The organism is Stutzerimonas nitrititolerans (assembly GCF_003696285.1).
Classification (GTDB): Bacteria; Pseudomonadota; Gammaproteobacteria; order Pseudomonadales; family Pseudomonadaceae; genus Stutzerimonas; species Stutzerimonas nitrititolerans.
Genome location: NZ_RFFL01000053.1, coordinates 1 through 961 on the forward strand (window position 1 = coordinate 1; position 961 = coordinate 961).

Below are 961 nucleotides of genomic sequence, written 5' to 3' on the forward strand. Positions count from 1 at the left end.
TTCAATTTCTACACGCCATAAGTGATCAGACATAACTTCGACATCTGCGTTATCTTTACGTTCTTGTTTTTTGTTATAAATTCTAATAAATCTATCACTATCACGAACGCCAAAATATTTTGTTTCTGGTTTCCCGTCACGACCATAAAATACAGTTTTCTTAACTGCTTTATCAGTCATTGCATAATAATTACTTAAATCATCTTCAAAATCAAAAGCTAAATCTATTCTTGTAAAACCGTCATCTTCCATGTAGTTGATAATGTTTTGTTTTAACCAAAGCATTTCTTCATGCGTAAGTTTATTCGGATTAAATTCAACACGCATATTACGTCTATCCCATGTATCTGCTTTTACTTTGTCGTATTCGATATAAACTTTTTCCTGCAGTGCTTTAGCTTTAAATTTCGTTTGTAGTATATCCCAAAGTCGAATTTGTGGTTCGATACTCATAAATGACGATAGCTTTTGNTGCTTTAGCTTTAAATTTCGTTTGTAGTATATCCCAAAGTCGAATTTGTGGTTCGATACTCATAAATGACGATAGCTTTTGAGCGTTGTCACGACTGAGATTTCCAACTATTGTCATAGCGTCAAAACTTAATTTAGGATTTTGTGGGTGCACAGAATGCACTCCTAACCGGCTATTAGAGTATCCGGTTGAGGTGTAATTTGTAACTTCTTGTAATGTGCTTTGCTTTGAATGAATTTCTTGCTCTTTTCTACTCATAAAAAATCGACTCCTTAATTTAATTTAAGAAGTCGCCCACCCGAATATTTATCTTGATGTATATTTAAATATCGTTTAGTATTTAAATATACAAATTCATAAAAAACAACTCATGTTTTCTTTTTGGATTGTCGTTCACAAACTTTGGTCGGTGGGTGAGCGACTTCTTTTTATTTGTTTATTAATATAACACTATCAAAAGGCTTGGTCTAATCAGATCAAGTCTTTTTT

General features: G+C 32.4%; 2 protein-coding genes. Both read right to left on the bottom strand.

Annotated elements, in window-relative coordinates; translation table 11 throughout:
* Positions 1–453 (bottom strand): replication initiation factor domain-containing protein (locus EA795_RS21685; RefSeq protein WP_432813945.1); only part of this gene is annotated, 453 nt, incomplete at its 3' end.
* Positions 401–730 carry a hypothetical protein gene (locus EA795_RS21690; RefSeq protein ID WP_432813946.1) on the bottom strand — a complete coding sequence of 110 codons (330 nt, stop codon included), beginning with the start codon at positions 728–730 and terminating at the stop codon, positions 401–403. The genes EA795_RS21690 and EA795_RS21685, both read right to left, overlap by 53 nt.
* Between the last annotated feature and the right edge of the window lie 231 nt (positions 731–961).